The sequence below is a fragment of the Photorhabdus sp. RM96S genome (genome assembly GCF_042879335.1).
GTDB lineage: Bacteria > Pseudomonadota > Gammaproteobacteria > Enterobacterales > Enterobacteriaceae > Photorhabdus > Photorhabdus kayaii.
The window spans coordinates 1-477 of sequence record NZ_JBHFKT010000176.1 but is presented as its reverse complement, the minus strand read 5'-3'; the positions used below and the strand labels follow the sequence as shown (position 1 = coordinate 477).

Genomic DNA, 477 nt, shown 5'->3' with positions numbered 1-477 from the left:
AAGTTGCCTCTTTGTTGGCTGCACTCACTCACCCCGGTCACATCGTTATCTATGCTCCCGGGGATTCGCTCCCTTGCCGCCGCGATCCATCTTGAAATCCATAGGGTATATACCCAAGAAACTTCAAGATGCAGTTTTTAGCACCTGAAAATGGTCGTTAATTCTAGACATCAGCGAGTCCGCTATATCCGGTAGCGTTGTGGTGAAAAATTTGAAGACGTTGTCTCGAAATTCATGTTTATCCGCGAAATAACGGTTATTTCGAACATGTTCATTCATGACCTTCCATAATCGCTCTATCGGGTTTAAATTTGGGCTGTATGGCGGAAGGTAATGTAATTCAATATTGCTAACATAAGCCCACTCCTTCACGAGATGAGCTTTGTTGTAACCCGCCCCATCCACAATAAGGTGAATTTTTTGATGATAGTCAGGATAAGACTTTCTTATTTCATTGAAAAAACAGCAAATGTTGTA

Annotated in this window: 1 protein-coding gene; it reads right to left on the bottom strand. The window is 42.1% G+C overall.

Annotated features, from left to right (window positions below; all coding sequences use genetic code 11):
* Positions 1-123: 123 nt before the first annotated feature.
* The coding region (locus ACGF49_RS24830; protein WP_387493409.1) for an IS630 family transposase at positions 124-477 on the bottom strand (354 nt) is incomplete at its 5' end.